This is a genomic window from Variovorax sp. SRS16 (assembly GCF_901827165.1).
Taxonomy (GTDB): domain Bacteria; phylum Pseudomonadota; class Gammaproteobacteria; order Burkholderiales; family Burkholderiaceae_C; genus Variovorax.
Window position 1 is genome coordinate 1,738,548 of sequence record NZ_LR594666.1, and the last position, 21,387, is coordinate 1,759,934.

22 protein-coding genes and 2 tRNA genes are annotated in these 21,387 nt (G+C 64.1%); 15 read left to right on the plus strand and 9 right to left on the minus strand.

Annotation, left to right across the window (positions count from 1 at the left end):
• Positions 1 to 29 precede the first annotated feature (29 nt).
• From uvrC to E5P2_RS08465, 9 genes are all read left to right on the plus strand, one after another.
• Positions 30 to 1,985: an excinuclease ABC subunit UvrC gene (gene uvrC, locus E5P2_RS08425; protein ID WP_162566671.1), complete on the plus strand. Its 1,956-nt coding sequence runs from the start codon at positions 30 to 32 to the stop codon at positions 1,983 to 1,985.
• Positions 1,986 to 2,120: 135 nt separating this feature from the next.
• Positions 2,121 to 2,687, plus strand: coding sequence for a CDP-diacylglycerol--glycerol-3-phosphate 3-phosphatidyltransferase (gene pgsA, locus E5P2_RS08430; RefSeq protein ID WP_162566672.1), 567 nt, complete (start codon positions 2,121 to 2,123; stop codon positions 2,685 to 2,687).
• A gap of 35 nt (positions 2,688 to 2,722) precedes the next feature.
• The gene (locus E5P2_RS08435) at positions 2,723 to 3,565 is read left to right on the plus strand and encodes a DMT family transporter (protein ID WP_443083509.1); all 843 of its coding nucleotides are present in this window, start codon (positions 2,723 to 2,725) and stop codon (positions 3,563 to 3,565) included.
• 120 nt (positions 3,566 to 3,685) lie between these two features.
• Positions 3,686 to 4,771, plus strand: coding sequence for a tartrate dehydrogenase (locus tag E5P2_RS08440; protein ID WP_162566674.1), 1,086 nt, complete (start codon positions 3,686 to 3,688; stop codon positions 4,769 to 4,771).
• Positions 4,772 to 4,994: 223 nt separating this feature from the next.
• Entirely contained in the window at positions 4,995 to 5,267 is a 273-nt protein-coding gene (locus E5P2_RS08445; RefSeq protein ID WP_007830705.1) for an HU family DNA-binding protein, read from the plus strand.
• An 18-nt stretch (positions 5,268 to 5,285) separates the two neighbouring features.
• Positions 5,286 to 5,361 (plus strand) — tRNA-Val (locus E5P2_RS08450).
• Positions 5,362 to 5,435: 74 nt separating this feature from the next.
• The gene (locus tag E5P2_RS08455) at positions 5,436 to 7,352 is read left to right on the plus strand and encodes a SurA N-terminal domain-containing protein (protein ID WP_162566675.1); all 1,917 of its coding nucleotides are present in this window, start codon (positions 5,436 to 5,438) and stop codon (positions 7,350 to 7,352) included.
• 30 nt (positions 7,353 to 7,382) lie between these two features.
• Positions 7,383 to 7,458 (plus strand) — tRNA-His (locus tag E5P2_RS08460).
• Between the two features lie 114 nt (positions 7,459 to 7,572).
• On the plus strand, positions 7,573 to 7,911 hold the full coding sequence (locus tag E5P2_RS08465; RefSeq protein WP_162566676.1) for an H-NS histone family protein: 339 nt from the start codon (positions 7,573 to 7,575) through the stop codon (positions 7,909 to 7,911).
• A 68-nt stretch (positions 7,912 to 7,979) separates the two neighbouring features.
• Here the strand turns inward: E5P2_RS08465 and E5P2_RS08470 are convergent, their stop codons facing one another.
• A complete protein-coding gene (locus tag E5P2_RS08470) occupies positions 7,980 to 8,966 on the minus strand; it encodes an NADPH:quinone oxidoreductase family protein (protein WP_162566677.1) in 987 nt (328 codons plus the stop codon).
• A gap of 129 nt (positions 8,967 to 9,095) precedes the next feature.
• Here E5P2_RS08470 and surE point away from each other — a divergent pair, with 129 nt between their 5' ends.
• Genes surE through rlmD form a run of 5 tightly spaced genes read left to right on the plus strand, consistent with a single transcriptional unit; the run spans position 9,096 to position 14,062 of the window.
• Complete coding sequence (gene surE, locus E5P2_RS08475) at positions 9,096 to 9,860, plus strand: 5'/3'-nucleotidase SurE (protein WP_162566678.1); 765 nt, start codon at positions 9,096 to 9,098, stop codon at positions 9,858 to 9,860.
• A gap of 1 nt (position 9,861) precedes the next feature.
• Positions 9,862 to 10,635 carry a protein-L-isoaspartate(D-aspartate) O-methyltransferase gene (locus E5P2_RS08480; protein WP_162566679.1) on the plus strand — a complete coding sequence of 258 codons (774 nt, stop codon included), beginning with the start codon at positions 9,862 to 9,864 and terminating at the stop codon, positions 10,633 to 10,635.
• An 11-nt stretch (positions 10,636 to 10,646) separates the two neighbouring features.
• Positions 10,647 to 11,549, plus strand: a complete 903-nt coding sequence (locus E5P2_RS08485) for a peptidoglycan DD-metalloendopeptidase family protein (protein ID WP_162566680.1) — start codon at positions 10,647 to 10,649, stop codon at positions 11,547 to 11,549.
• A 4-nt stretch (positions 11,550 to 11,553) separates the two neighbouring features.
• Entirely contained in the window at positions 11,554 to 12,585 is a 1,032-nt protein-coding gene (locus E5P2_RS08490) for a sigma-70 family RNA polymerase sigma factor (RefSeq protein WP_162566681.1), read from the plus strand.
• Positions 12,586 to 12,628: 43 nt separating this feature from the next.
• A complete protein-coding gene (gene rlmD / locus E5P2_RS08495) occupies positions 12,629 to 14,062 on the plus strand; it encodes a 23S rRNA (uracil(1939)-C(5))-methyltransferase RlmD (protein ID WP_162566682.1) in 1,434 nt (477 codons plus the stop codon).
• Between the two features lie 42 nt (positions 14,063 to 14,104).
• On the opposite strand, the gene E5P2_RS08500 is transcribed toward rlmD, so the two are convergent.
• Positions 14,105 to 14,806, minus strand: coding sequence for a Bax inhibitor-1/YccA family protein (locus tag E5P2_RS08500; protein WP_162566683.1), 702 nt, complete (start codon positions 14,804 to 14,806; stop codon positions 14,105 to 14,107).
• A 169-nt stretch (positions 14,807 to 14,975) separates the two neighbouring features.
• Here E5P2_RS08500 and E5P2_RS08505 point away from each other — a divergent pair, with 169 nt between their 5' ends.
• A complete protein-coding gene (locus E5P2_RS08505; RefSeq protein WP_162570397.1) occupies positions 14,976 to 15,383 on the plus strand; it encodes a GlcG/HbpS family heme-binding protein in 408 nt (135 codons plus the stop codon).
• A 178-nt stretch (positions 15,384 to 15,561) separates the two neighbouring features.
• Here the strand turns inward: E5P2_RS08505 and hemP are convergent, their stop codons facing one another.
• From hemP to E5P2_RS08540, 7 genes are all read right to left on the minus strand, one after another.
• The gene (gene hemP / locus E5P2_RS08510) at positions 15,562 to 15,774 is read right to left on the minus strand and encodes a hemin uptake protein HemP (protein WP_162566684.1); all 213 of its coding nucleotides are present in this window, start codon (positions 15,772 to 15,774) and stop codon (positions 15,562 to 15,564) included.
• An 88-nt stretch (positions 15,775 to 15,862) separates the two neighbouring features.
• On the minus strand, positions 15,863 to 16,276 hold the full coding sequence (locus E5P2_RS08515; protein WP_162566685.1) for an ExbD/TolR family protein: 414 nt from the start codon (positions 16,274 to 16,276) through the stop codon (positions 15,863 to 15,865).
• Positions 16,277 to 16,281: 5 nt separating this feature from the next.
• Positions 16,282 to 16,998, minus strand: a complete 717-nt coding sequence (locus tag E5P2_RS08520; RefSeq protein WP_162566686.1) for a MotA/TolQ/ExbB proton channel family protein — start codon at positions 16,996 to 16,998, stop codon at positions 16,282 to 16,284.
• A 14-nt stretch (positions 16,999 to 17,012) separates the two neighbouring features.
• Complete coding sequence (locus E5P2_RS08525; protein ID WP_174262648.1) at positions 17,013 to 17,723, minus strand: energy transducer TonB; 711 nt, start codon at positions 17,721 to 17,723, stop codon at positions 17,013 to 17,015.
• A gap of 106 nt (positions 17,724 to 17,829) precedes the next feature.
• Positions 17,830 to 18,102, minus strand: a complete 273-nt coding sequence (locus E5P2_RS08530) for a (2Fe-2S)-binding protein (protein WP_162566687.1) — start codon at positions 18,100 to 18,102, stop codon at positions 17,830 to 17,832.
• Between the two features lie 111 nt (positions 18,103 to 18,213).
• Positions 18,214 to 18,894 (minus strand): Fe2+-dependent dioxygenase, encoded by a 681-nt coding sequence (locus E5P2_RS08535; RefSeq protein ID WP_162566688.1) that lies wholly within the window; start codon positions 18,892 to 18,894, stop codon positions 18,214 to 18,216.
• 93 nt (positions 18,895 to 18,987) lie between these two features.
• Complete coding sequence (locus tag E5P2_RS08540; RefSeq protein WP_162566689.1) at positions 18,988 to 21,309, minus strand: catecholate siderophore receptor Fiu; 2,322 nt, start codon at positions 21,307 to 21,309, stop codon at positions 18,988 to 18,990.
• Positions 21,310 to 21,387: the final 78 nt, after the last annotated feature.

A 21,387-nucleotide genomic window follows, 5' to 3' on the forward strand; every position in this document is an offset into this window, starting at 1 on the left:
CTACAGCCCCCATGGCCACAGACAGGACGATGTCCGAAACGCATTCCGATCAACTGCTCAGCGAAGTCGCGGCACTGCCGCAATTGCCCGGCGTCTACCGCTATTTCGATGCGGCCGGCGCGGTGCTCTACGTGGGCAAGGCGCGCAACCTGCGAAAGCGCGTCGCGAACTATTTCCAGAAGAGCCATGCCGGCACGCGCATCGGCCACATGATCTCGAAGATCGCCCGCATGGAAACCACGGTGGTGCGCTCCGAAGCCGAGGCGCTGCTGCTCGAGAACAACCTGATCAAGTCGCTCAAGCCGCGCTACAACATCCTGTTTCGCGACGACAAGAGCTATCCGTATCTGAAGATCGCCTCGCACACGTTTCCGCGGCTCGCCTACTATCGCGGCGCGGTCGACCGCAAACACCGCTACTTCGGTCCTTACCCGAGCGCCTGGGCGGTGAAGGAATCGATCCAGCTGCTGCAGAAGGTCTTCAAGCTGCGCACGTGCGAGGACACGGTGTACAGCAACCGCACGCGGCCCTGCCTGCTCTACCAGATCAAGCGCTGCACTGCGCCCTGCGTGGACTACATCACGCGCGAGGCCTATGCGCAGGACGTAGCCAACGCGGAGGCCTTCCTGATGGGCGACACGCAGGCCGTGCTGACCCAGCTCGAGGCGCGCATGACAGCCCATGCAGAAAAGCTGGAGTTCGAGCAGGCGGCCGAGCTGCGCAACCAGATGTCGGCGCTGTCGCGCGTGCTCCATCAGCAGTCGATCGAGATCGCATCGGACAAGGACGTCGACATCCTCGCGGTCAAGGTGCAGGGCGGCAAGGCCTGTGTCAACCTGGCGATGGTCCGCGGCGGGCGGCACCTGGGCGACCGCGCCTACTTCCCGGTGCATGTCGAGGACGCCACGCAGATCCAGCAGGGCGAGCACGAGTCGGAGGGCGACGATCCGCTGCCGCTTTCCGATGCGGTCGAGGTGCAGGTGCTCGAGGCTTTCATCGCGCAGCACTACATCGACGTGCCCGTTCCCGCCACGCTGGTGCTGAGCGAGCTGGTGAGCCGCGACCTGATCGCGGCCGTATCGCAGCAGTCCGGTACGCGCATCACGGCCGTGTTCCAGCCGCACGAGCAGCGCCGGCACTGGCTCGAGATGGCGCTCACGAACGCCGGCCTGCAGCTCGCGCGCCTGCTCGCCGAGGAGGGCTCGCAGCAGGCACGCACACGGGCGCTGGTCGATGCGCTCGAACTCGCGCCGGACGACCTGGACAATTTCCGCGTCGAATGCTTCGACATCTCGCACACCGCGGGCGAGGCGACGCAGGCCTCGTGCGTGGTGTTCGAACACCATGCCATGCAGAACCGCGAATACCGACGCTACAACATCGACGGCATCACGCCGGGCGACGACTACGCCGCGATGCGGCAGGTGCTGCATCGCCGCTACGGCAAGCTGGCCGAAGCGATGGCAGCGGAGAGCGACGCCCCGACGGCAGGCGATGGCGGCGGTGCCGACGCGCGCCCGGGCACGCGGGCGGCGCAGATGCCCGACCTGGTGCTGGTCGATGGCGGCAAGGGACAGGTGTCGATGGCGCGCGAGGTGTTCAGCGAGCTGGGCCTGCCGCTGTCGCTGATCGTCGGCGTGGAAAAGGGCGAGGGGCGCAAGGTCGGCCTGGAAGAACTCGTGTTCGCCGATGGCCGCGAAAAAGTCTATCTGGGCCGCGACTCGGCCGCGCTGATGCTGGTCGCCCAGATCCGCGACGAGGCGCATCGCTTCGCGATCACCGGCATGCGCGCGAAACGGGCGAAGGTGCGGGTGGGCGGCAGCCAGCTCGAAGACATCCCGGGCATCGGCCCCAAGCGTCGGGCTCGTTTGCTGCAGCGCTTCGGCGGCATTCGCGGCGTCGCGGCCGCCAGCGTGGAAGACATCGCATCGGTCGAAGGCATCGCCGCAGACCTCGCCGAAGAAATCTACAAGGCCTTGCACTGAAGCGGCCGGCGAAGCCAGGCCCCTTCGTGAAACACCGCGGAACCGGCTCCGCCGGTCTGCCGGTGTTGCCCCCGGTAGGGGGAAGGCGGCTACGCGAAGCGAGCAAGCCTGGGGGCGAGCCATATACTCTTCTGAATGTTCTGGACTCTGCCGACGATCATGACCTGGACGCGCATCGTCGCGATTCCGCTGATCGTGGGCGTTTTCTACCTGCCGCTGTCCGAGCCGACGCGCAACCTCATCGCGACGGTGATGTTCATCGTGTTCGCGATGACCGATTGGCTCGACGGCTTTCTCGCGCGCAAGCTCAACCAGACCTCGGCCTTCGGTGCCTTTCTGGACCCCGTCGCCGACAAGTTCCTGGTGTGCGCGTCGCTGCTGGTTCTGGTGCACCTGAACCGCGCCGACGTGTTCGTGGCGTTGATCATCATCGGCCGCGAGATCGCGATCTCGGCGCTGCGCGAATGGATGGCCCAGATCGGCGCCGGCAAGAGCGTGGCGGTGCACATGCTCGGCAAGGTCAAGACGGTGGTGCAGATGGTCGCGATCCCGTTCCTGCTCTTCAACGGCTTGCTGTTCGGCGTGATCGACACCGGCGCCTGGGGGCGGTGGCTGATCTGGATCTCCGCCGTGCTCACGGTCTGGTCGATGGTCTATTACCTGCAAAAGGCCATCCCCGAAATCCGGGCCCGCGCGAAATGAGGGGAGCGGCCGGCCGGTCGGGCTGGTTGCGTGCGATGCCGGCGGTGTTCGTGTTCATCTGGAGCACGGGCTTCGTGGTGGCGCGTTTCGGCATGCCCTATGCGCCGCCGCTCAAGTTCCTGGCGGTGCGCTACGCGCTGTCGGTGATCTGCTTCCTCGTCTGGGTGCGCGCTGCGCGTGTCGCATGGCCGATCCGGCGCGCGCAGTGGGCGCATCTGGCGGTCACTGGCGTCCTGATGCAGGCGGGTTATCTCGGGGGTGTCTGGGCGGCCGTGCGGGCAGGCATGGGCTCGGGCCTCACGGCGCTGCTGGTCGGAATCCAGCCGGTGCTCACGGCCATCTGGTTGTCGATGCGCGGCGGCTCGATCACGCGCCGGCAGTGGGCCGGCCTGATACTCGGCTTCGCCGGCCTGGTGCTGGTGGTCTTTCGCAAGCTGGGCCAGGGCACGGAGGTCAGCGCGCTGACCATGGGGCTTGCGCTGATGGCCCTTTTCTCCATCACGATCGGCACGCTGTACCAGAAGCGCTTCGTCGCGCCTTGCGATGTTCGCAGCGCCAGCGCGGTTCAGCTCAGCGCGGCGCTGCTCGTCACGCTGCCCTTCGCCGCGCTCGAAACCGACGCCATTCAATGGAACCTGTCCTCAGGCGGCGCGATGGCGTGGTCGGTGCTGGGGTTGTCGCTGGGCGGCAGCTCGCTGCTCTACATCCTCATCCAGCGCGGGACCGCTACCGCGGTCACGAGCCTGCTCTACCTGGTGCCGCCGTGCACCGCGGTCATGGCCTGGGTGCTGTTCGGGGAGCCGATCACCGCCATGACGGTGGCCGGCATCGCGACGACGGCTGTCGGCGTGAGCCTGGTGGTGCGCGGCGAGCGCTGAGGCCGGCGAGCCGTCATCGGTGCACGGGTCACAAGCCGCCGCTATATTCGAGTGAAAGGCGCAGCGCGGGACTTCGGCGCACGCGCCCCTTTCTTCCATGAGACACCAAAGGATCGAGCCATGAGCACCCAGCGCATCGCAGTCATCGCCGGCGACGGCATCGGCAAGGAAACCATGCCCGAAGGCCTGCGGGTCCTCGATGCCGCGGCCCGCAAATTCGGCATCGACCTGAAGTTCGACCACTTCGGTTTTTCGAGCTGGGACTACTGCGAGAAGCACGGCAAGATGCTGCCCGACGACTGGAAAGACCAGATCGGCGGCCACGACGCCATCTACTTCGGCGCCGTCGGCTGGCCCGAGAAGATCGCGGACCACGTGTCGCTCTGGGGCTCGCTGCTGCTGTTTCGCCGCGAGTTCGACCAGTACATCAACCTGCGGCCCGCGCGCCTGATGCCCGGCATCGTGGCGCCGGTAGTGCGGCGCGACGGCACGCCGCGGCAGCCCGGCGAGATCGACATGTACATCGTGCGCGAGAACACCGAGGGCGAATATTCGAGCATCGGCGGGCGCATGTACGAAGGCACCGCGCGCGAGATCGTGGTGCAGGAAACCGTGATGTCCCGCGTGGGCGTCGATCGGGTGCTCAAGTTCGCCTTCGAGCTCGCCCAATCGCGGCCCAAGAAGCATCTGACCAGCGCGACCAAGTCCAACGGCATCTCGATCACCATGCCGTACTGGGACGAGCGCGTGGTGGAAATGGCCAAGCGCTATGCGGGCGTCAGGCTCGACAAGTTCCACATCGACATCCTGACCGCGCACTTCGTGCAGCGGCCCGACTTCTTCGATGTGGTGGTGGCGAGCAACCTGTTCGGCGACATCCTGTCCGATCTGGGGCCCGCCTGCACCGGTACCATCGGCATCGCACCGAGCGCGAATCTCAATCCCGAGCGCACGACGCCTTCGCTGTTCGAGCCGGTGCACGGGTCGGCGCCGGACATCGCGGGCAAGGGCATCGCCAATCCGATCGGCCAGATCTGGTGCGGCGCGATGATGCTGGAGTTCCTCGGCCACAAGGCTGCGCACGATGCAATCCTGGCGGCGATCGAGAAGGTCCTGGCGCCGGGAAGCGGCGCGCCGCGCACGCCGGACATCGGTGGAAGCGCAAGCACGGCCGATCTGGGCCAGGCCATCGCACAGGCGCTCTGAAACACCTGCTGAAAATCGCCCTTAAAATCGCGGTCCCCGCTGCGTCGCGCGCTGAGTGTCGTATTGACACCCCGTAGGCCAGTGGTTGTAATCCTTGTCGGCAGTGCGCTGCCGGCGCGTCAGAACTGCCACCCTTTCTTCCTTCATCACGCCCGTGGCGTCGTCATGGGCTGGCATTGCTTCTGACGAAACCGATCAACAATTTTTCCTGCAAGGGGTCCTTGTGAACAAAACCGAACTGATTGAGCACATCGCAAAAAACGCCGACATCTCCAAAGCCGCTGCCACGCGCGCACTCGAATCGACCATCGGCGCCATTCGTACCACGCTCAAAAAGGGCGGCTCCGTGTCGCTCGTCGGCTTCGGCACTTTCGCAGTGGGCAAACGGGCCGCTCGCACGGGGCGCAATCCGCGCACCGGCGACGCGATTAAAATCAAGGCAGCCAAGATTCCCAAGTTCCGTCCCGGCAAGGCGTTGAAAGACGCGTTGAACTGAGACATCGTTTTCCCGGTGGGGTGCTTAGCTCAGCTGGTAGAGCGGCGCCCTTACAAGGCGTAGGTCGGGGGTTCGAACCCCTCAGCACCCACCATCCGATGCAAAGGCGAACGAAGTGTTCGCCTTTTTTGTTGCTGTCCAGGCATCCGTCACAGAGAGTGTTCAAGCATGTTTGATTCCTTCCGCAAGTACAACAAGATCGTCATGGTGTTCTTGTTCTTGCTGATCATTCCGTCGTTCGTGCTGTTCGGCGTCGATCGGTATCAACAGGGTGGCGGCAGCGGCGAGAAGGTCGCCCGCGTGGCTGGCGACGACATCACGCGGCCGGAATGGGACGCGCAGCACCGCAACGAGGTGGACCGGATTCGGCAGCAGGCACCCAATGTCGACCCGGCCCTGCTCGATTCGGATGCGGCGCGCTACGCGACGCTGGAGCGCATGGTGCGCGACCGCGTTCTCTCGGCCGCGGCCTCGAAATCGAACATGACCGTCTCCGAGGAGCGGCTCTCGCGCTTGTTCGCCGAAGACGCGGGGCTGGCCTCCTTCCGCACGCCCGACGGCAAGTTCGATCGCGAACGCTTCATGCAGGTTACCGGCCGCACGCCCGAGCAGTACGAAGCGTCCGTGCGCGCCGAACTGGCCACGCAGCAGGTGCTGCTCGGCATCTCCGGCACCGCCTTTGCCACGTCCGCGCAGGCGGCCGCCGCACTGAACGCGTTCTACGACCGGCGCGAGGTGCAGGTGGCGCGTTTCAATCCGGCCGACTTCACGGCCAAGGTCAGCGTCAGCGACGCCGACCTCGAGAGCTACTACAAGGCCCACGCCGCGCAGTTCCAGGTGCCCGAGCAAGCCAACATCGAGTACCTGCTGCTGGACCTCGATGCAGCCAAGAAGAACATCGCCGTCAACGAGGCCGATCTCAAGACCTACTACGACCAGAATATGGCCCGCTTCGGCACCAAGGAGGAACGGCGCGCCAGCCACATCCTCATCAGCGCACCCGCCGGGGCGCCGGCCGCCGAGCGCGAGAAGGCGCGCGCGAAGGCGCAACAACTGCTGGCCGAAGTTCGCAAGGCGCCCGATACTTTCGCCGAGGTCGCACGCAAGAACTCGCAGGATCCCGGGTCGGCGGAGAAGGGCGGCGATCTCGATTTCGTGACGCGCGGCGCCATGGTCAAGCCGTTCGAGGACGTCCTGTTCGCGCTCAAGAAGGGCGAGATCAGCGATGTCGTCGAGACCGAGTTCGGCTATCACATCATCCAGCTCAACGACATCAAGCCGGCCGTGGTTCCGCCGTTCGACAAGGTGCGCGCCACCATCGAGAACGAGCTGCGCAGTCAGCAGGCAACACAGGAATTCGCCAAGGCAGCCGAGAGCTTCACCGACATCGTCTATCAGCAGCCCGACAGCCTGAAGCCGGCGGCGGACAAGCTCAAGCTGACCATCCAGACCGCGAGCCAGGTCGGACGTACACCGGCGCCTGGCGCGACGGGCGTGCTGGGGAGCCGCAACTTCCTGAGCGCGCTCTATGCTGCCGATTCGCTCGAACGCAAGCACAACACCGAAGCCATCGAAATCGGGCCGAACCAGCTCGTCTCGGGACGTATCACGAAATACGCGCCCGCGCGCTCGTTGCCGTTCGACGAGGTCAAGGACAAGGTCCGGACCCTGGTGGTCGCTGAACGTGCCGCGGCGCTTGCCAGGACCGAAGGCGAGGCCAGGCTTGCAGCCTGGCGTTCCGATGCCGCCGGCGCCACCTTCGCGGCGCCGATCACCGTGTCGCGTCTGGAGACGCAATCCCAGCCCGCGCCCGTGATCGAAGCCGCCTTGCGTGCCGACATCGCCAAGCTGCCTGCCTTCATCGGCGTCGATCTGGGCGCTCAGGGATATGCTGTCGTGCGCGTCAACAAGTCCGTGCCCCGCACGCCGCCCGCGCCCGAGGAAGCGCACCACGAGAACGAGCAGTTTGCGCAGGCTGTGGCCTCGGCAGAGAACGCGGCCTACTACGACGTGTTGAAGGACAGGTTCAAGGCTCAGATCTTGGTGCCGAGGCCCGCGGATACACCTGCCACTGCGGAACGCTAGTTTTTTGACGCTACAATTGCAAACTCTGCGGTGGCTGTAGCTCAGCTGGTAGAGTCCCAGATTGTGATTCTGGTCGTCGTGGGTTCGAGTCCCATCAGCCACCCCAAATCTTCTTGATAAAAGCGCCGACCGTCTGGTCGGCGCTTTTTTGTTTGCGGCGCTTGCGGCAATTGGGATTTGAATTAGAATTTTGACTTTTCAATTCGGAGGATTTGCATCGATGGCCTCGACCCTTGCAGATATCAATTCCCAGATCAAGAAGCACGACGAGCAGATTGCGCAATTGCGCAAGCAAGCCGAAGAACTGCGCAACCAAGAACGCGCGGGCATCATCGAGGAGCTGCGCAAAAAAGTTGCCGAATACGGATTGACCGCCGCCGATCTGAAGCTCACCCCGCGTGCAGGCAAACGCGGTTCAGGCGCTGCGGCCCCCAAGTCCGCCGCAAAATACCGCTCGCCCAATGGCGAAACCTGGTCGGGCGGGCGTGGGCGCAAACCGCGCTGGATCACCGAGGCACTCGCCGCTGGAAAATCGCTGGCGGACTTCGAGATCAAGTAGTTCCCGCACCGCCGCAATGAAAAAGCCCGCGCGAGCGGGCTTTTTCATTGCGGCTGCTCGCAGGGTCTTCAGTTCACCATGACCAGCTTGCCCTTGACGCCGCGCGAGCCGAGGCGCTCGTAGGCGGCCTTCAGGTCTGCCATGGGCATCGTCAGGTCGATCACGGGCTTGATCTTTCCCTGGCCGTACCATCTTGCCAATTCGGCCATCATCTGCGCATTGGCTTTGGGCTCGCGCTTGGCGAAATCACCCCAGAACACGCCCACCACCGATGCGCCTTTGAGCAGCATCAAATTCAATGGCAGCGATGGAATCGGGCCGGCAGCGAAGCCGACGACGAGATAGCGGCCCCGCCAGCCGATCGAGCGGAACGCGGGCTCGGCGAATTCGCCGCCCACCGGATCGTAGATGACGTCGGGGCCTTTGCCGTTCGTTGCCGACTTGATGGCTTCGCGAAATCCGTTGGGCAACGCGTTCGTGGTGTAGTTGATGGCGAGGTCGGCGCCAATGGATTTGCAGAGCTCGCATTTCTCATCGGTCGACGCTGCGGCAATGACTTTGGCGCCTGCGGCCTTTGCGATCTGAATTGCCGCGGTGCCGACGCCACCTGCCGCGCCGAGTATCAAGACGGTTTCGCCAGACTTGAGTTGCGCCCTGTCCATCAATGCATGCCACGAGGTCCCGTAAATCATGATGAACGCCGCCGCGTCGACATACCCGAAGCCCTCGGGCAGCGGCATGCACAGCGCAGCAGGCGCCAGCGTGTGGGTGGCGAAGCCTCCGGTGCCCGAGAGACAGGCGATGTTCTGTCCGAGGTGCAGGTGGGTGACCCCTTCGCCGACGGCAGCGACCACGCCCGCGTATTCCGATCCGGGCACGAAGGGCAGCGGCGGCTTGATCTGGTATTTGTTCTGGACGATCAGCAGGTCAGGAAAATTCAGGCTCGCAGCCTTGATGTCGATCAACACCTGGCCGGGGCCGGGCACCGGGGTCGGCAGTTCTTTCCAGGTCAGCGCTTCGACGCCGGTCGGGTTCTCGCAGAGCCATGCGTGCATGCTCGTCTCTCCTTTTGAGGTGGGTCTTGAGGACAATAAACAAGGGTCATGATAGGCGGCGGCCCAAGGTGGCTGTTGTCCCTGTCGTGACGCACCCGGCGCCTACAATCGCGCGCACTCAAAGACGACATGAAGATACTTATTTCGAATGACGATGGTTTCCAGGCTCCAGGCATCGTCGCGCTGCACGATGCATTGAAGGAGATCGCGGAAGTCGAGGTGGTCGCTCCCGAGCACAACAACAGCGCGAAGTCGAACGCGCTCACCTTGTCCGCGCCGCTCTATGTCCATACCGCGCACAACGGGTTCCGCTATGTGACCGGCACGCCGGCCGATTGCGTTCACATCGCGCTCAAGGGCCTGCTCGACTACAGGCCCGACCTCGTGGTCTCGGGCATCAACAACGGCGCGAACATGGGCGACGACACGATCTACTCGGGCACCGTTGGCGCCGCCATGGAGGCTTATCTCTTCGGCGTTCCGGCCATCGCTTTCTCGCAGATCGAGAAAGGTTGGGCGCACGTCGATGCGGCAGCGCAGGTCGCGCGCAGGCTGGTCGAGCGCATCGAACGCGAACGCATGCTCGAAGGCTCGCCGTTCCTGCTCAACGTCAACGTGCCGAACCGGCCGTTCGACGAACTCAAGCCCGTCAAGGTCTGCAGACTCGGGCGCCGTCATGCGGCCGAGAAGGTCATCACGCAGGACAGCCCGCGCGGCGAGACGATGTACTGGATCGCTGGCGCGGGTGGCGCAAAGGACAGCGGCGAGGGCACGGATTTCCATGCCACCGCGGCAGGCCATGTCGCGTTGACGCCCTTGCAGATCGACCTGACCGACCATGCGAACCTCGGACAATGGCGCGAGACGATCGCACGTTTTTCCGAGCCGTCCTGACATGGCAAGTCAGCGCCCTGGATTCCCCGTCCGACTGACGCCGACCGCGGCTGCGGCAACGCAGGGTCGCAGACCTGCGGCGCCTGCCAAGCCGATGGTCCACGATGCGCCTTCGATGGCCTCGAACGCCGTGCGCGCTCGGATGGTTCAGCGACTCGCGGCGCAAGGGATCACCGATGGGCGCGTGCTGCGCGCGATGGGCACGGTCGAACGCCACCGTTTCGTCGACAGCGCGCTCGTGAACCAGGCCTATGAAGACACCAGCCTGCCGATCGGACTGGGCCAGACCATTTCCAAGCCGAACGTGGTGGCGCGCATGATCGAGCTGCTGCTCGGAGCGCCGGCGTTGGCGAACAAGCCTGGCGATCGCCTGGGCCGGGTGCTCGAGATCGGCACCGGTTGCGGTTATCAGGCGGCGGTACTGAGCCATGTGGCGACCGAGGTCTACAGCATCGAGCGGCTGCGCGGACTGCACGAAAAGGCGCGGGCCAATCTTCGTGCGTTCCGGCTGGCGACCGTTCACTTGCTGCTGGGCGATGGCATGGTGGGCTATCCGAAGGGCGCGCCCTATGCGGCAATCATCGCCGCGGCAGGCGGCGAGTCCGTGCCGGAAGCGTGGATCGCACAGCTGGCGGTAGGGGGCCGGATCGTGGCGCCGACGCAATCGGCGACGGGTGGACAGGCCTTGGTCGTGATAGACAAAACCGTACGCGGACTGGAGCGCCGCATTCTTGAGGCGGTTCACTTTGTCCCCCTAAAATCGGGAATTGCTTGAAGGACGAACACATGCAGGGTATTGGCAATCGGAGCTGGCTTGCCGGCGTCACGCTGGTTATTTCGCTCGTGATTGCGGGGTGCGCCGCGGACCGCGGCCCCGCACCGGTCGAAGACCGCGGGACCATGACACGCGCACCCGCTGTCAACCTCGGTGCCAATGGGCCGGGCGTTCCGCCCATCACCACGGACGCATCCGGCAAGCCGCTTCCGGGCATCGAGAACTACGGCAAGCCGGGCTACTACGCCGTGCGTCCGGGCGACACCATTCGCCGCATCGGCACGGAAACCAATCAGAACTGGCGCGACATCGCCAAGTGGAACAATCTCGACAACCCCGACCTGATCGAAGTCGGCCAAGTTCTGCGCGTGATTCCGCCGGTCGGCGCCGCCGAAGCAGCCGCCGTCGCAACCCGGCCCGGTACGCCGGCCAGCGCCGCGCCCATCGCAAGTGCGGCTTCTGCGCCGGCAGTGGCCTCGGCCCCTGCAGTGAAGCCGGCCACGCCGCCCGTCAGCACTGCGCCGCCTGCGGCTGCTTCTGGCGACGAGGACGTGGGTTGGATCTGGCCTGCACAAGGCGCGCTGATCGCCGGCTTCGATGAAGCGAAGAACAAGGGCCTGGACATCGGCGGCAAGGCCGGCGACCCCGTACTTGCCGCAGCCGACGGACGGGTCGTCTATGCGGGCGCCGGCCTGCGCGGCTATGGCAACCTGATCATCCTCAAGCACAACAACACCTACCTCACGGCCTATGCGCACAACCGCACGCTGCTGGTGAAGGAAGACCAGTCGGTGCAAAAGGGCCAGAAGATCGCAGAGATGGGCAGCAGCGACGCCGACCGCGTGAAGCTGCATTTCGAGATACGCCGTCAGGGCAAGCCGGTCGATCCGGCGCGCTACCTGCCCGCGCGTTAGCGCCATGACCAACGCTCGCCCTCATCGCACCCCGGTCGTGCGGCGAAAGGCGGGCAACGGCAGCGTGGCGGGCTTCGGGCCTGCCGCTTCGGCCTTTCCTTCCGACCACGTTGCAGATCGGCCGGACGACGAGGTCGCTCGCGAAGATCCTCGCGACGCTGCACTGCAGGACCTGGGCAGCGAGGGCGGCGATTCGTTGACGGTCTATCTGCGCGAGATCCGGCGCACGCAGCTGTTCACGCCCGACCAGGAATATCAAACCGCCTGTGCGGCGCGCAACGGCGATTTCGCAGCGCGTCAATCGATGATCGAGCACAACCTGCGGCTCGTCGTCAACATCGCGAAGGCATATCTTGGCCGGGGCGTACCGCTGCAGGATCTGATCGAGGAAGGCAATCTGGGCCTGATGCATGCGATCAACAAGTTCGAGCCCGAGCGCGGATTCCGCTTCTCGACCTACGCGACGTGGTGGATTCGGCAGTCGATCGAGCGTGCCGCGATGATGCAGGCGCGGGCGATCCGTTTGCCCGTTCACGTGGTGCGCGAACTGCAGCAGGTGATACGGGCGCGTCGATCGCTCGAGGGGGATGCGGAATTCATCGCCCGACGGCCTGACGGCGTGAGGGTCGAGGACGTTGCGGCGCTGTTGGGTCGCGAGGTGCGGGAGGTCGCCGAGCTCATGGCGCTCGCAGAGGCTCCGCGCTCGCTCGACACGGCCAGCGAGCGAGGCGACGACAGCTTCACGCTCGCCGACACCGTGGCCTCGGAGGACGAGGCGGGCGACCCGACCGGTGTGACCCAGACGCACGAAGTCGAAAAACTTCTGAACCAATGGATCCATGCCTTGACCGAGCGTGAGCGCGAAGTGCTCGAAGGCCGCTATGGCTTGCACGATCGCGATCCGGAGACGCTCGAGGTCTTGAGCACACGTCTCGGCCTCACGCGGGAGCGCGTGCGGCAGATCCAGAACGAAGCGCTTGCCAAGATGCGGCGCCAACTCGTGCGCGCGGGCGTACGGCGCGACGCACTCCTTTAGCGCTGGGGTCGGTCAGGGCTTGCCGCCCTGAGACAATCCGTGCATGACGGATTCGACTGAGAAGAAGGAAGCGCAGAGCCTGCGCAATGAATGGCTGCACGTCGAGTCGCTCGATCTCGACGCGCAGGGCGTGGCGCACAAGGCCGACGGCATGGTCGTCTTCATCGAGGGCGCTCTGCCGTTCGAGGACGTGCAGTTCAACGTGCATCGCAAGAAGAACAATTGGGAGCAGGGGACGGTAACTGCGATTGCTCGCGAGTCGTCACAGCGCGTGCGGCCGGGTTGTCCGCATTTCGGCTTGCACACCGGCGCCTGCGGCGGTTGCAAGATGCAGCATCTCGATCCGGCAGCGCAAGTCGCGGTGAAGCAGCGCGCGCTGGAGGACAACCTGTGGCACCTCGGCAAGGTGCGGCCGGAGAACATGATGCGGCCTCTCGAGGGGCCGACCTGGCATTATCGCTATCGCGCGCGCCTGTCGGTGCGCCACGTGGTGAAGAAAGGCACGGTGCTGATCGGGTTTCACGAGAGGAAGAGCCGCTATCTTGCAGACATGAAGGTGTGTCCGGTCTTGCCGGCGCAGGTCAGCGACATGCTCATGCCGCTGCGCGAGCTCATCGGATCGATGGACGCGCGCGATACCTGCCCGCAGATTGAGCTGGCCTGCGGCGATGCGCCGGGCGGCGCGGCGCTCGGGGTGATCGCGTTGGTGTTGCGGCATCTGGCGCCGCTGTCAGTCGCGGACGTGGATCGGCTCAAGGCCTTCGCGGTGCAGCACGTGGGAGTCCAGTGGTGGCTGCAGGCAAAGGGGCCCCAGACGGTCAAGCTGCTCGAACACGGCAAGCCGACGCTTTCCTACGAACTGCCGGAGTTCGGCATCACGATGCCGTTCAAGCCGACCGATTTCACGCAGGTCAATCCGCACATCAATCGTGCGCTGGTGAGCCGTGCGTTGCGCCTGCTCGATGTGCAACCCGACGAGCGGGTCATCGACTGGTTCTGCGGTCTCGGCAATTTCACGCTGCCGCTCGCGAGCCGCGCGCGCGAAGTGCTGGGCATCGAAGGCAGCGACACGCTGGTGACGCGGGCAGCGGACAACTTCGAGCGCAATCGCGCCGCCGCAGCAGGTCGACCTGCGCTGGCTGCGACGAGCTTCGTCGCGCGCAATCTGTTCGAGATGACGCCCGCGATGCTGGTGGCCGATCGGTCAGCCGACAAGTGGCTGGTCGATCCGCCGCGTGAAGGCGCGTTTGCCTTGGCCAAGGCACTCGCCGATTTGCACCAACAGACCGAAGCTCATCCGGGCAATTGGGTGCCACCGAAGCGGATCGTCTATGTGAGCTGCAACCCCTCGACGCTGGCACGCGATGCCGGGCTGCTGGTGCACCAGGCCGGCTATCGATGTACCTTTGCAGGGGTGGTCAACATGTTCCCGCACACGGCGCACGTGGAATCGATCGCGGTATTCGAGCGCGCATGAAAAAGGGCCCGAAGGCCCTTTCCCATCGACGCGCAAAAGCGCTCAGTCCCGTTCGCCGCCAAAGATGCCGAGCAATGCCAGAAGACTCTGGAACACATTGAAGAGGTCCAGATACAAAGCCAGTGTGGCGCTGATGTAGTTGGTCTCGCCGCCGTCCATGATCTGCTTCAGGTCGTAGAGCATGAACGCGGAGAAGATGCCGATCGCCGCGACCGAGATGGCCAGCATGCCTGCGCTCGAGCCGACGAAGATGTTGATGATCGCGCCGAACATCAACACCATTGCGCCGACGAAGAGCCACTTGCCCATGCCGGACAGATCACGCTTGATCACGGTTGCGACGGAGGCCATCACGAAGAACACCCCCGCGGTGCCGCCGAATGCGGTCATGATCAACTCGGGGCCGTTCTTGAAGCCGAGCACCATCGCGATCAGGCGCGACAGCATGACGCCCATGAAGAAGGTGAAGGCAAGCAGGATCGGTACGCCGGCGGCCGAATTCTTCGTCTTCTCGATCGCGAACATGAAACCGAAGGCGCCAACCATGAACACCATGAGCCCGAGTCCCCCGCTCAGCGAGCGAGTGACGCCGGTGGCCACGCCGAACCAGGCGCCCAGCACGGTGGGCAGCAGGCTCAGCGCCAGCAGCCAATAGGTATTGCGCAGAACGCGCTGGCGCTCTGCCTGCGGCAGCGTCTGGCCATAGCCGACGGAGGTGTCGAGGGTGTTGACGCGGTCGTTCATTGCCGAAACTCCTGGTGGTTGCTGCAATGCTGCAGTTGCGGGCATTCTAGGATGCTGCAAGGGCTTGCCGCGACGAAAGACCCGCATTCGCATGTTCCTAAAGACCGTAGGGCTTCATGCGAGACGTGGGCGCTATGCTTGCAGGTTGCGCAACTTTCTGACCAAGACCATGAAGACCAAATCATTCCTCGAACTCGCTGATGTCAAGACGATCGCCGCAGCGGCGGAGGCCGAAGCCCAGAAGAACAATTGGGCAGTGACGATCGCGATCGCCGACGACGCGGGCAACCTGCTGTGGTTGCAGCGGCTGGACGGGGCCGCGGCGCTTTCGTCTCATATCGCCCCTGCCAAGGCCCATACCGCGGCGATGGGTCGGCGTGACAGCAAGGGCTATGAAGACATCATCAACGGCGGCCGCACGGCATTCCTGACGGTGCCCGGCATCGAGGGGCTGCTGGAAGGCGGCGTGCCGATCGTCAAGGACGGCCATGTGATCGGCGCTGTCGGCGTCAGCGGCGTCAAGTCGAACGAAGACGCGCAGATCGCCAAGGCAGGGATCGCCGCGCTCGGTCTCTGATCGCGCGACGTTTCCAACGCAAACGCCGACCCGAGGGTCGGCGTTTTGCTTGACGGGGTTCAAGGTGGAAAAAAAGCTTGGCTAGTCGGCGAACCGTTGGCTAGCAAAAAACGACCCTTTGGAGATGAATCTCCTCGAGTCGCCCCACGATGAAACTTGCGCGGAAGGCGGCTGATGGCTATTTGGTCAGGATCAGCTTGCCGAGTTTGGTGGCCTGAAGACGATAGAGCGAGCCGTTGTGCATGATCCCGACGGTCTTGCTGCCCTTGAGGAGTTCGGCGCTTTCGAGTAGCGGGGCAGGGCGCGCCGCTTCGTTCGCAGCGCGACCGCCAGACGATGCGCCCGGGGCGGGATGGCTCAGAACGGAGAAGGCATTGGGCGTGGCTTGCATCGGAAGGCCTTTTCAAAACAATCATTGAATGATAATTGTTCTCAATAAAAAGTCAATCGTCCGAGCCGATCATTCGCGTTGCGTGCAGCTACTTCGGATCGGGTTCCGTGATGAAGCCGATCTTGCGCAGGCCCGCTTCGCGCGCTGCCGACATGGCTTGCGCGACGCGCTCGTAGCGCACTGCCTTGTCGCCGCGAATATGCAGTTCGGGTTGCGGATCCTTGGCGGCTTCCGTGGCCAATCGCGGCTCCAGGTCGGCATCCGCGATCTTCTGGTCGTTCCAGTAGTAGCTGCCGTCTGCGGTCACCGAGAACAGGATGTTCTGCGGCTTCGCCTGCTCGGGCTCGCTCGTGGCGCGAGGCAGATCGATGTTGACCGCGTGCTTCATGACCGGCACGGTGATGATGAAGATGATCAGGAGAACGAGCATGACGTCCACCAGCGGCGTCATGTTGATCTCGTTCATCACCTCATCGGGTTCGTCCTGGGTTCCGAAGGCCATGGTGTTCAGACTTTCTTGAGCGGCACGACCGTCGCTTCGACGCTGCCGCTCTGCACGCGTGCGCCGGTCACGAAGTAGGCGTGCAGATCATGGGCGAAGCTGTTGAGCTTGGTCAGCACGAATTTGTTGCCGCGCACCAGCGCGTTGTAGCCGAGCACCGCGGGGATCGCGACCGCAAGACCCATTGCCGTCATGATCAGGGCCTCGCCGATGGGGCCGGCCACCTTGTCGATCGTTGCCTGGCCCGCCGTGCTGATGCTCATCAGCGCGTGATAGATGCCCCACACCGTGCCGAAGAGGCCGATGAAGGGCGCGGTCGAACCGACGGAGGCGAGGACGGCGAGGCCCGTTTGCAGACGCGCCGTGAATTCGTCAATGCCATTGCGCAGCGCGCGCGTGATCCAGTCGCTTACGTCGAGCGCGTCGTGTAGATGCGCTTTGGTGTTGCGATGGTGCGCGGCTGCTTCGCGGCCTTCGAGCGCGAGCGCGCGAAAGGGGTTGCTGTCGTCCTTGCCCAGCTTGTTCAGCGCAGTCGCGAAGTCTTCGCTGTGCCAGAAGTCGGCGGAATGCTTGGCGAGTCGCTTGTATTTGATGACATCGAGCGCCTTGATCATGATCACGATCCACGACGCAAGCGACATGCCGACCAGCAGCACGGCGACCGCCTTGGTGACAAGGTCGCCCTGATGCCACAGGTTCATCAGGCCAAATTGGGAATCCATAAATGCTCCAAAAACTACTGGGTGAGTGTGAAATTGAAAGGCGCCTTCAGCAGGTAGACGGTCGCCTCGTTGGCGCCAGGCTGCCTGAAAGGCGTCACCTGATAGGTGAGTGCTGCTTCTCGAGCGGCCTGATCCAGTCGGTCGTAGCCACTGGACTTGAGGATTTCCGCGCGCTTGGGAATGCCTCCGCTGTTGAAGTAGATGCCGACGATCACGACGCCTGCTTCGCCCAGCCGTTTGCTCATCGCGGGGTAGACGACGTGCGGTTCGCGGATGACCTGCGTCTGGCCTTGAGTCACTTCGACTAGCTTGGGCGCAGGCGGAGCCGGTGGTGGCGCTGGCGGTGCGGGAGGTTCCGGAGGGGCGGGAGGTGCGATCAGTGCTGGCGGCGGTGGCTCGATCATGCCTGTGGGTGCATCGGGCGCCGGCGTCGGCTTGGGCTCTCGTATGGCCTGGGGCCGCGGCGGTGGCGGCGTCCTTACGATCTCCCGCTTGGGCGGAGGCGGGGGCGGAGGAGGCGGCGGTTCCGCGGGCTTGGGCGGCTCGATCAACTGGCTCAGGATTTCGACGGGGACGATCACTTCCGCAGCGCGGCGAATCAATCCGGTCTGGAGCGCCCAGAGTGCAGCAATATGGAACAACACCACGCTGCCCGCGATGACGGCATTGCGCGAAAGGCCGAAGGCCGAGGTGGAAGGCGAGAAAAAGCGGTCAGACACGATCAACCATTCGAGTGCGAGCCCTCGGAAAAGGTGCCCGGATGCAGCAGAACCGCGAATTACTGATGGGGCTACTTATGAAAGATCCACCAGGCCGAGCCGGCGACGAAGATCAGGCTACCGCCGAGTGCCGAGAAGAATTCCATGCCTTGCCTTCCGTGATGGAGCTGGCAAGCTGGATCGACCTCGGGGCCTCTTCACGGCTGAGCGCGGCGACTGGGTGTGAAGCGCTGCATTGCGCGACGACATCGCGCGCGCAGCCCTCGCATTGGCCGCATTGGGTTCCCACGCCGAGTTCGAACTGCACTTCGTCGAATGTCATGCCCGCTCGCACGTGACGTGCGATCTCACGGTCTGATACTCGGCGACATACGCAGACGATCATGGTGCGCGACTGGCTGGCTGGTTGATGAAAGAGCTTCGATTATAAATACGAATTCTTCGCATTTGCAATAACTACCATTGCGCCAAGGTCATGCCCCGCGTCGGGTTCTGGCTAGACCTCGGACCACATCCGCAGCAGGTTGTGATAGTGCCCTGTCAGCGCAACCGTTTCGTCGCGCTCGCCGATCGAAGCGCGCAGTTTCAGAATGGTCTGATCCAGCTCGAAGAGCATTCCTCGCCGGCTGTCGTCCCTGACCATGCTCTGCACCCAGAAAAAGGAGCAGATGCGAACGCCGCGGGTCACGGGGCGGACGCGATGGAGGCTGCTGGACGGATAGACGATCAGATCGCCCGCGGGAAGTTTGACTTCATGGGCGCCATAGGTATCGACGACCTCGAGTTCTCCGCCCTCGTAGCTCTCGGGATCGCATAGGAACAGCGTGCACGACAGATCGGTGCGAAGCTGTTGACCGGTGCCGGGCACGGTGCGCACCGAGCCGTCGACATGCAGCCCGTAGTGTTCGCCGCCTTCGTAGCGGTTGAATAGCGGCGGGACGAAGCGCGAGGGAAGCGCAGCCGAGAAAAACAAGGCGTTGCGTGCCAGCGCGCCCAACACAGCCTTGCCGAGCTCGCGCCCGACTGGTGAATGCTCGGGCAACTGGCGGTTGCGCTTGACCTGGGCACCTTGGTCGCCCACGGTTTCGCGGCCGTCGATCCACAGGGTGGCGTCGAGCGTCGCGCGGATCTCGCGCACCTGCTCTGGTGTCAGCACGTCGGGTACATGCAGCATCATTTTTCAGCAACTCCAAAAGGAAAAACCCCGGCGTGGTACCAGGGTTCGAGTGTCGCACCGGTGCCTGCGACGGCAGCGGCGCACGCAAGCGCATCAGAACGCGAAGTTCGCAGTGATCTTGTAGGAACGCGGAATGCCCGGCGTGTAGCGATAGCCGCTCTTGTTGATCGCCGCCACGTAGTCCTTGTCGAAGATGTTGTAGACATTGAATTGGATGTCCACATTCTTGCTGATGCGATAAGACGCCATGGCGTCGAAGACCCAGTACGCATCCACATACGCCGGCGTGCCCACGGCGCCGTCGCTGCCGCGCAGGAGCTTGCCGTTGTAGCGTGCGCCGCCGCCCAGGGTCAGGCCGAACGGCAACTGGTAGGTGGTCCAGAGCGTGAAGGCCTTCTTCGGGGTGTAGGCCAGCGCGGTCGAGCCGTCGGCCAGCACCGAGGGGCCACTCAGAACGCTGGTGTTCATGGTGGTGAAGCCCGAGGTGATGCCCCAGTTTTCGGTCAGCGCGCCGGAGACGCCGAGTTCGATGCCCTGGACGCGCTTCTTGCCGGTTTGGTAGTACAGCTGCGAGACGTTGTCCTGCACGACTTCGTTGCTCACGTCGGTGCGGTACAGGGCCGCGGTCAGCGCCACGCGCTTGTTCAGCACGTCCCATTTGGTGCCTACCTCATAGGTCTTGGCTTTCTGCGGCAGGAAGTCGGTCCGCGCGGCGCTGTTGCCGGTGCCGCCCGCTGCCAGCGCGAAGTTCGAGCCACCCGGAGGTTGCGCAGCGGTGCCGTAGGCCGCGTAGACGCTGCTGTTCTCGGTCGGCTTGTAGACGAGGCCGAGCTTGCCCGATATCAAGTTGTCCGACAGGCTCAGAGTGCTCGGCGTCAGTGCGCCGGTGGTTGCGTTCAGGGTCGACGCGTAGTAGTCGGTCGCGTAGTGATCGAAGCGCAAGCCGCCGGTCAGCTGCCATTTTTCGTTGAACTTGACCGTATCGAAGACGTACGCGCCCACGGTGGTGGTCTTGCCATCGGTGGTGGTGCCGTTCGGAATGCGGTTGTAGCCGTACACGTAGGGATTCGGCGAATAGACGCTGGCCGCAGGGAAGGCGCCGCTGTTTCGAATGCCCGGCACGCCGAAGACGGTGGCATTCTGGGCGTAGTAGCCCAGCGTTTCCTGCTCTTCACGGATGATTTCCAGGCCTGCATTCAGCGAGTGGCCCACGCTGCCGGTGTCGAACTTGGCACTGAGGTTCGTCTGGTTCGTGAAGATCGTGTTGGTCTGGTTCTTGTTGGTCGGCAGGCTGCGCGCCACGGTCCAGCTCGACGGCAGTGCCGCATTCGGCGTCAACAGATTGGCCGTGCTGCTCATGAATGAGTTCAGCATGTAGTCTTCCTTGGTCTTGCCGTAGCGCGTCGTGTTGCGGATCGTGATGCCGGGCGTAAGGTCATGCTCGACCCGCGCGGTGAACATGTCGGCCGTCACGTTGTCGAAATCAGAACTGGTGCCGTAGAAGTTGCGCGAGTCGACGGGCGAGGCGTAGGTGAGGAAGTTGCGTCGGCCGACAAGTGTGGCGGCGTCGGGCGTGGAATAGCCGGGCAGGCCGATCGTGGGCACGCCGCCATCGGGCACGTTGTCCTGCTTGACGTGGAGGTAGTCCAGGAAGATGCGCGTGGGGCTGTTCAGGCCCAGCGCGAGCGACGGTGCGATCGCCGTGCGCTTGTTCTTCACGAGGTCTCGGCCGGGCACGCCGGCATCTTCGTCCACCGCGTTCAGCCGGAAGGCCGCGCCGGTACCGTTTTCGCCGCCGAGCGACTTGTTCCAGTCGATGCTGCCACGCTTGAAGTCGGCACTGCCGAAGCCCAGTGAGCCCGAGAAACTGTCCTCGAGCTTCGGCTTCTTGGTCACGAGGTTGATGTAGCCGGTGGGCGAAGTGCGACCTACGTCGGTGCCCGAGGGGCCTTTCACGATCTCGACCTGATCGATGTTGAAGATGTCGCGCGAGACCGAACCCAGGTCACGGATGCCGTCGACGAAGATGGAGCTCGAGCTGTCGAAGCCGCGCATGTAGACCGAGTCGCCGGTGCTGGTACTGCCGTTCTCACCCAGGAAGAAGGTGCCTACGCCGGGCGTGTTGTGCAGCGCTTCGGTCAGCGTCGTCGCGCCCTGGTCTCGAATGATGTGTTCCTTGATGACCTGGATGGTTTGCGGCGTGTTCAGCAACGGTGCGGTGAACTTCGGATTGGCCGAAGTGTCGGCCTTGTAATCGGCCGCTGCGGCCGAGTCCTGGACGCGGACTTCGGGCAGGGCGGCCGACGACTGTGCGAATGCGGCGGGCGCGGCGATGGCGAGCAGTGTGGCGGCGGCTGCGGCGGAAAACTGAGGAACGCTGTGCGCGGCATGTTTGCGGCTCTTGATGTAGGCCATGAGTGTTCTCCGAAAAGCGGGAAGAAACCGGGAGACCCGGGAGGGACATCAACTCGGCTGGCGATGTCCATGCGGGCT